Source organism: Succinimonas sp., from assembly GCF_045225735.1.
Taxonomy (GTDB): domain Bacteria; phylum Pseudomonadota; class Gammaproteobacteria; order Enterobacterales; family Succinivibrionaceae; genus Succinimonas.
The window spans coordinates 1-5464 of record NZ_JBGVBR010000038.1; the positions used below are offsets into that span (position 1 = coordinate 1).

5 protein-coding genes are annotated in these 5464 nt (G+C 52.0%); 3 read left to right on the forward strand and 2 right to left on the reverse strand.

Annotated elements, in window-relative coordinates; all coding sequences use genetic code 11:
- Positions 1-853, forward strand: an 853-nt coding sequence (locus ACJROR_RS01365; protein ID WP_406545536.1) for a hypothetical protein, incomplete at its 5' end; no start/stop codon positions are given.
- Between the two features lie 250 nt (positions 854-1103).
- Here the strand turns inward: ACJROR_RS01365 and ACJROR_RS01370 are convergent.
- Entirely contained in the window at positions 1104-1916 is an 813-nt protein-coding gene (locus tag ACJROR_RS01370; protein WP_406038780.1) for an HNH endonuclease, read from the reverse strand.
- 405 nt (positions 1917-2321) lie between these two features.
- Here ACJROR_RS01370 and ACJROR_RS01375 point away from each other — a divergent pair, with 405 nt between their 5' ends.
- Positions 2322-2753 carry a lysozyme inhibitor LprI family protein gene (locus ACJROR_RS01375; RefSeq protein ID WP_406038782.1) on the forward strand — a complete coding sequence of 144 codons (432 nt, stop codon included), beginning with the start codon at positions 2322-2324 and terminating at the stop codon, positions 2751-2753.
- Between the two features lie 133 nt (positions 2754-2886).
- On the opposite strand, the gene ACJROR_RS01380 is transcribed toward ACJROR_RS01375, so the two are convergent.
- The gene (locus tag ACJROR_RS01380; RefSeq protein WP_406038784.1) at positions 2887-3867 is read right to left on the reverse strand and encodes a hypothetical protein; all 981 of its coding nucleotides are present in this window, start codon (positions 3865-3867) and stop codon (positions 2887-2889) included.
- A 353-nt stretch (positions 3868-4220) separates the two neighbouring features.
- Between ACJROR_RS01380 and amrS the strand changes: the two genes are divergently transcribed.
- Positions 4221-5096 carry an AmmeMemoRadiSam system radical SAM enzyme gene (gene amrS / locus ACJROR_RS01385; protein WP_406038932.1) on the forward strand — a complete coding sequence of 292 codons (876 nt, stop codon included), beginning with the start codon at positions 4221-4223 and terminating at the stop codon, positions 5094-5096.
- Positions 5097-5464: the final 368 nt, after the last annotated feature.

A 5464-nucleotide genomic window follows, 5' to 3' on the forward strand; every position in this document is an offset into this window, starting at 1 on the left:
CCGTAATCCGTCTGTTGACCAGGAGCTTTTCAAATACGGCACTGATATCGAGGTGTATTACCAAAAAGCTCTGGAAAAGCTCAAAAAGGAGTATCCCTGGGCCACAGTCACCCAAATGAAAAAAGTAACCCCGTATGCGATTGCTCCATGCCATGGAAAGCTGGTTTTCGGGCAAGTCAGCAAATCATATTACGGCACGGATATAGTCACTCCGTGGACGGGAGGCAGCGGGGCAGACGATTTCATTTCTTTCCTTTGCGAGTATACGAAAACAGCCGTGCAAAACTCTAATCCGGCAGAAAAGTTCAAGTACGGCACCGATATCTCAGTGTATCTGGCCAAAGCATACGATAAGGTCAAAAAGGATTATCGCTGGCTTGATAAAAAAATGCTGGAGAGTTCACGGCGTTTTGCGATAAAGGAGGTCGGCGGCGATCTGGAATTTGTGAGAGAGAGCGACGATAATGACAGCCCGATGGTAGAGGACTGCAGTTCGGCAGAACGCTTTATAGAAATTGCCGTGTATGAGTATCAGGGAATCGCGCTCAGAGCAAATCCCGTTGTGGCTGAGTATCCCGTTTCGTTCGGGGATATCAATCTCTATGGCTGGCACCTTGAAAAGTATGTATTTGCCAGGCTGAAAACCGGGGACTACAAGGTAACCGTGCAGGCCGGCGACAGAGTGACCGGGGGCACCAGAGAATTCTTTATCACGCCGTATTGCTTTGAGGCAAAGACTTACGAGGAGTTTTTGGATCGTTACCTGGAAATTGTTCCTGCCAGATCTTTCGGATTATCCAAAGAAGATCTTTTGTCTGATACGAAGCTTAAAGAGTTCCTTGGCTATCAGTAATCCGGGAATCCGCAAATCCGCGGCGAGTTCAGGCAGACCGGCGCAATCTCGTAATCGCGCCATGAAAGGCAGCGGGATGAAGCAACGGGGAAGGGTGGCAAAAGAACGTTCAGGGAATCTTCATTTCTGAGCTTCGCTGCTTTTCCAGTTTTCGGAAGGTTCGGGAGGTTTTTCGGGTAAACATGGCAAGGCAGGCTGCGTTCCTGTGGAATACGGCGAGTCCGAACTTTCCGGATGGTGCTGTTCCGGACTATTTCAGAAAAATATGTTCGTTGTGGTATTCCAGAAAATCAGGATCCGGTAAGAAGGAGCCGGGCTTGGCGATCTTCTGATCTTTGAAATGCATGAGCCAATCCCGGGTTTCCTGCTCCATGGGCACCTCCGCAAGCTGCCGGGAGATAATGATGCGGTGATCCTCGGGATCCACGGTGATTAGTCCCTGATCAAACGCACGGTCATGCAGGGCATTGAGACAGAGTCCGTTTCTGGGGTTCAGCTTTTCAGTACGGTCATTGCTGACGGCCCACGGCTTGATGTGACTCGCAATAAGAAGCCGGGGCTCGGCAATTCCGGTAATGCAGCAGGCGTTCCCGTAGTTTGCCAGTACCGCCTTTCTGAAAAAGTCCTGGCCCACCCGGGTTTTAATAACCTGTTCTCTGATGTCGCCGGCCGGGAAACTGTCCAGACCGGGAAGATCGCTGCCCTCCGGTGTTTTAAGAGTTTCCTCCACCACCTCCAGAAGGGTTTTATTGGTCATTCTGGCGAGGATCTCCTGAGCGTTCATGGCGAGCTCATCCCAGCTTTGGGAGAATTCCTCAAACACTTCCTTATCGGTTTTGCTGCCGTGGGCAAGGCCGCTGACATTTCGGGCCTGATGCACGGGATCGCAGTGCGCCAGGTTGCACATCTTAAAAGCTACGGCATCAGGCGTCCGGCCAATGAGCTCGGCAAGACGGATAATGTCCGGATTGCTCTTGCCAATACGGCCGAAGGGCGTCCGGCAGTAAAGCTCAAATGCCAGAATGGTCTCTTCGCGTGTCCAGTTTCGTCTTGGTGTGTTCATGAGCATACCCGTCAGCCGAAAAGAAGTTTGATTTCCTGCTGATTATATTTCCCTGATCCTTTACCAGGTTAGCATACAGGTTGCCGTAAAAAAGTGTCGCATGTCCCAAAACAGGGAGATACAGGCGGGAGGCAGCGGGAGGAAAGACCGTAACGGCCTTGTTTTTGTTTCCAAGTCTGATATCACGGCGTTGCTGTAACGTTAGAACTTAAACCCGGGAGAGACTGTCAGATAAAGGAAAAACAGAAAGGCTCCTTAGCTCGGAAATGGCCCGGAAACTCTTAATCTGTATGACAGTCTGTTTATTTGCCGGCAGGGATTTGTGCTATTATCAGCCATGGATTCCTGCTTTTTGAGGAGCCTTTCCGGAACTCTTCCGTATTTTGTAATTTTTGCGAGGTTTTTATGAAATTCACCGGCATCGCCGCAGCCATTGCTGCCGCTCTTCTGTGTTCCGCCGCTCTGGCAGATTCCGAGGCCGATTTTAACAAAGAGGTGCCCGGCTATGCCAAGTGCATGAAGAAGGCTACCGCCAATACGGACATCCTTGACTGCATTTCCATCGCCAGAAAGCATTACGACAAACTCCTGAACGATAACTACAAGAAGGCCATGAAGCATTGCGAGGTCAGAAGGGATATTACCGGCGGTACCGGAGTGGATCTCTGCAAAAAGAAGCTTAAGGAGGCGGAAAGAGCCTGGATAAAGTACCGGGATCTTATGGCTGAGTATGTGTACCAGGTGAATCTGGGGAGTATTGACCAGCTTAATTCCGCCGGCTTTGTGGCCGAAGAGACCAGAAAGCAGGCGCTGCTTTTGGAAGTGAATGACGATTAACCATAAGACCGGATCGTGTTACTGCTGTTTTCCGGTTTTCTGCTTGCTACCAGCTTAGTGCCTGCTTGCTGATTCTGAGGGTTTGTTGCCTCACGGTATGTAACCGCCTTTTCTTTTGCTTTACTTTACTGCTCTATCCGAAAAGCTGGTACAAAAGGTAGTTCCCGCCTTTCCAGAGCTGCCAGATAAGCAGAATCAGCAGGGTGATGCCGATAAGAGCAATGATAAGCACCGCCTTCTGTCCGGTGGCCTTGACGGCCCGGTGCTTGTTAAAGGCTTCCAGGATCAGATTTCTTTTGCGGGCGAAGAAGCGGTTTCTTTCCCGGGCCAATGCGGCATTGTCAGAATATTCGGCGATTTCCACAAAATATCCCAGCACCGCATCAATGTGGTAAACCCGGATCGCTGACTCTCCTTCGTTTTCATCATCTTCTTCAGGGATCCATTCCAGCTCCGCGGCGATGCTTTCCGGTTCCGGAGTGCCGAGGGTTTCTGGAAGTGTGGTGAGAGGCGGGCGGTTATGGTGTCCTGGTCCGGAAAAGTTATTGGAGAGCACGGCATTAAACCCCATGCTTTCCGCCAGAGAGAGGAGATGGCGTTCCACCATGCTGCGGGAACAGGGCATATTGGGAGCGCAGGAAAAGTGGTAGGGAATAGAGAGGAGCAGGACGCGGTCTCCGGTAAACCGGTTCTCGAAAGCGCTTTGATCCATATCCCGGGAGATGAGAATGCTGCGGAATTCCCGGTACACCGGAAGCAGACCGGAGTCTTCCTCCGGAGTATCTTCGGGATGCGGCTTAGTATTTTCGGAAGCGGTCTCTCCGGAAGGGGCTGCCCGGGAGGCTCCTTTCCGGGATTCCTCCGGCAGGGGCTCAAGGCCGGCGAAGGCCCGGGCTTCGGGACTGTTAGGGCCTCTTCCCGCGGGCGGGAGAATATGCACGGCCTCCCGTCCTTCCCCGGAAATGCTGATGGTGTAGTCGCAAAGATCACCCTCTGCAAAGCCGTTAACCTGCGGGGAATCCCGGTAGAAGGATACGACGTGCCCGTCAAAAATTGTTCCGGGATCGCCCGGAGCGGCTTTTTTGGTGATGATGCCGCGGTGTCTGGTTACCATCTTGCGTTCCTTTAACTGCTATCAGTTTGATTCTACCTGATTTACCGGCTTCTGTATTCTGATTCGGAGGATTATTTGCGGGAAAGAAGCTGATATCGGGGGACGGATACTGCTCCGGTGTTCACTTTCCCGCATTTCCCTGTAATTGAGCTTTCGGGCGTTACTTGTGATCTCGGAGCTGCTGCCCTCACACATTGACTCGCTCCTTTGGATTTTTAGGAGGTTTGCGGGCATAATGACAGGTATGCTGCGTTCGGTTCTCAGACCTGATTCGGTTCTGAGAGCGGGGGGTATTCAGAGAGGCGTTTAAGTTACGATCCTGAACTCCTCGGAGTTTTCGAGCGGCTTATGGAATTCATACGGAGGATAGCGGGATGAGATGCGGAGTATGCTTCAGACACTGTGATCTTGCTGAGAAGAAAACCGGAGTTTGCGGGGTGCGGACTCTCAAAGAGGGTAAGATCGTGCCGATTTCCTACGGCAGAATAACCTCCATTGCTTTGGATCCCATTGAAAAGAAGCCCCTGTATCACTTTATGCCGGGCAGCATGATTCTCTCTGTCGGGAGCTACGGCTGCAATCTCCGCTGTCCCTTCTGTCAGAACTTTGAGATCTCCTGGTCGGATGAAGCTCTCTCCGGACGCGGCGCCAGGCAAACCACATCCCAGGAAATCGTAACGGCAGCCTCCCGGCTCCGGGAACGGGGCAATATCGGAGTGGCCTACACCTACAACGAACCTCTGGTGGCCTATGAGTTTGTAAGGGACACCGCCAGACTGGTACACGAGGCCGGCATGGTCAATGTGATGGTGACTAACGGCACAGCGACTCCGGAGGTGCTGGATGAGCTTCTTCCTTATATTGATGCCATGAACATTGATCTGAAATGCTTTGATGCCCGGCTGTACCGGAAGTTCATGGGCGGAGATCTGGAAATGGTAAAGGAGTTTATTTCCCGGGCGGTTCAGAAGTGCCACGTGGAGATCACCAATCTTGTTATTACCGGTGAAAATGACACCGATGAGGCCATGGATCTTCTTGCCGGCTGGGTGGCCGGGCTCCGGGACGAGGCTGGCAATGCAATCGGGAAGGGGGTTCCCCTTCATGTAACGCGATTTTTTCCGAAATTCCGCATGATAGACCGCAAGGCTACTCCTGTGGAAACGGTATACCATTTGGCGGAGGTCGCCCGGAAGCATCTTGATCATGTTTATACCGGTAATTGCTGAAAGAGATGAAGTAAACAGCTGAAGAAACGGCTGCAGCAAGGCTTGAATATTTTTCGGGCAGACGATTTTCGGGTTCAGGCCCTGGCCTTTTTTCGGGTTCTTGCGAAAAAGGCCGGGGCTTTTGCTGTTATTTCCCGAAAAAGACAGATGGTTTCAGGCAGCTCTTTCACCGTTCCGGAGAATCAGGATGCCAGGTTTGCCCGCAATATGAAGGAACGATAATCCTGCGGTGCCCCGGTTCTGACTTTTGGTGGGAATTCCGGCTCTCCTGGCTCTGCGGGAATTCCCGGCTGATTGGACATCTCCTGTCCCGGGATCCCGAATTGGAAAAACGAACGGAGAAAATGCTGGCCGGGAAAATGCCGGCG

Excerpts from the sequence above, each read along its gene's own strand:
- ACJROR_RS01375 (WP_406038782.1), top strand. The coding sequence starts at position 2,322 with ATGAAATTCACCGGCATCGCCGCAGCCATTGCTGCCGCTCTTCTGTGT.
- ACJROR_RS01380 (WP_406038784.1), bottom strand. The coding sequence starts at position 3,867 with ATGGTAACCAGACACCGCGGCATCATCACCAAAAAAGCCGCTCCGGGC.
- ACJROR_RS01370 (WP_406038780.1), bottom strand. The coding sequence starts at position 1,916 with ATGAACACACCAAGACGAAACTGGACACGCGAAGAGACCATTCTGGCA.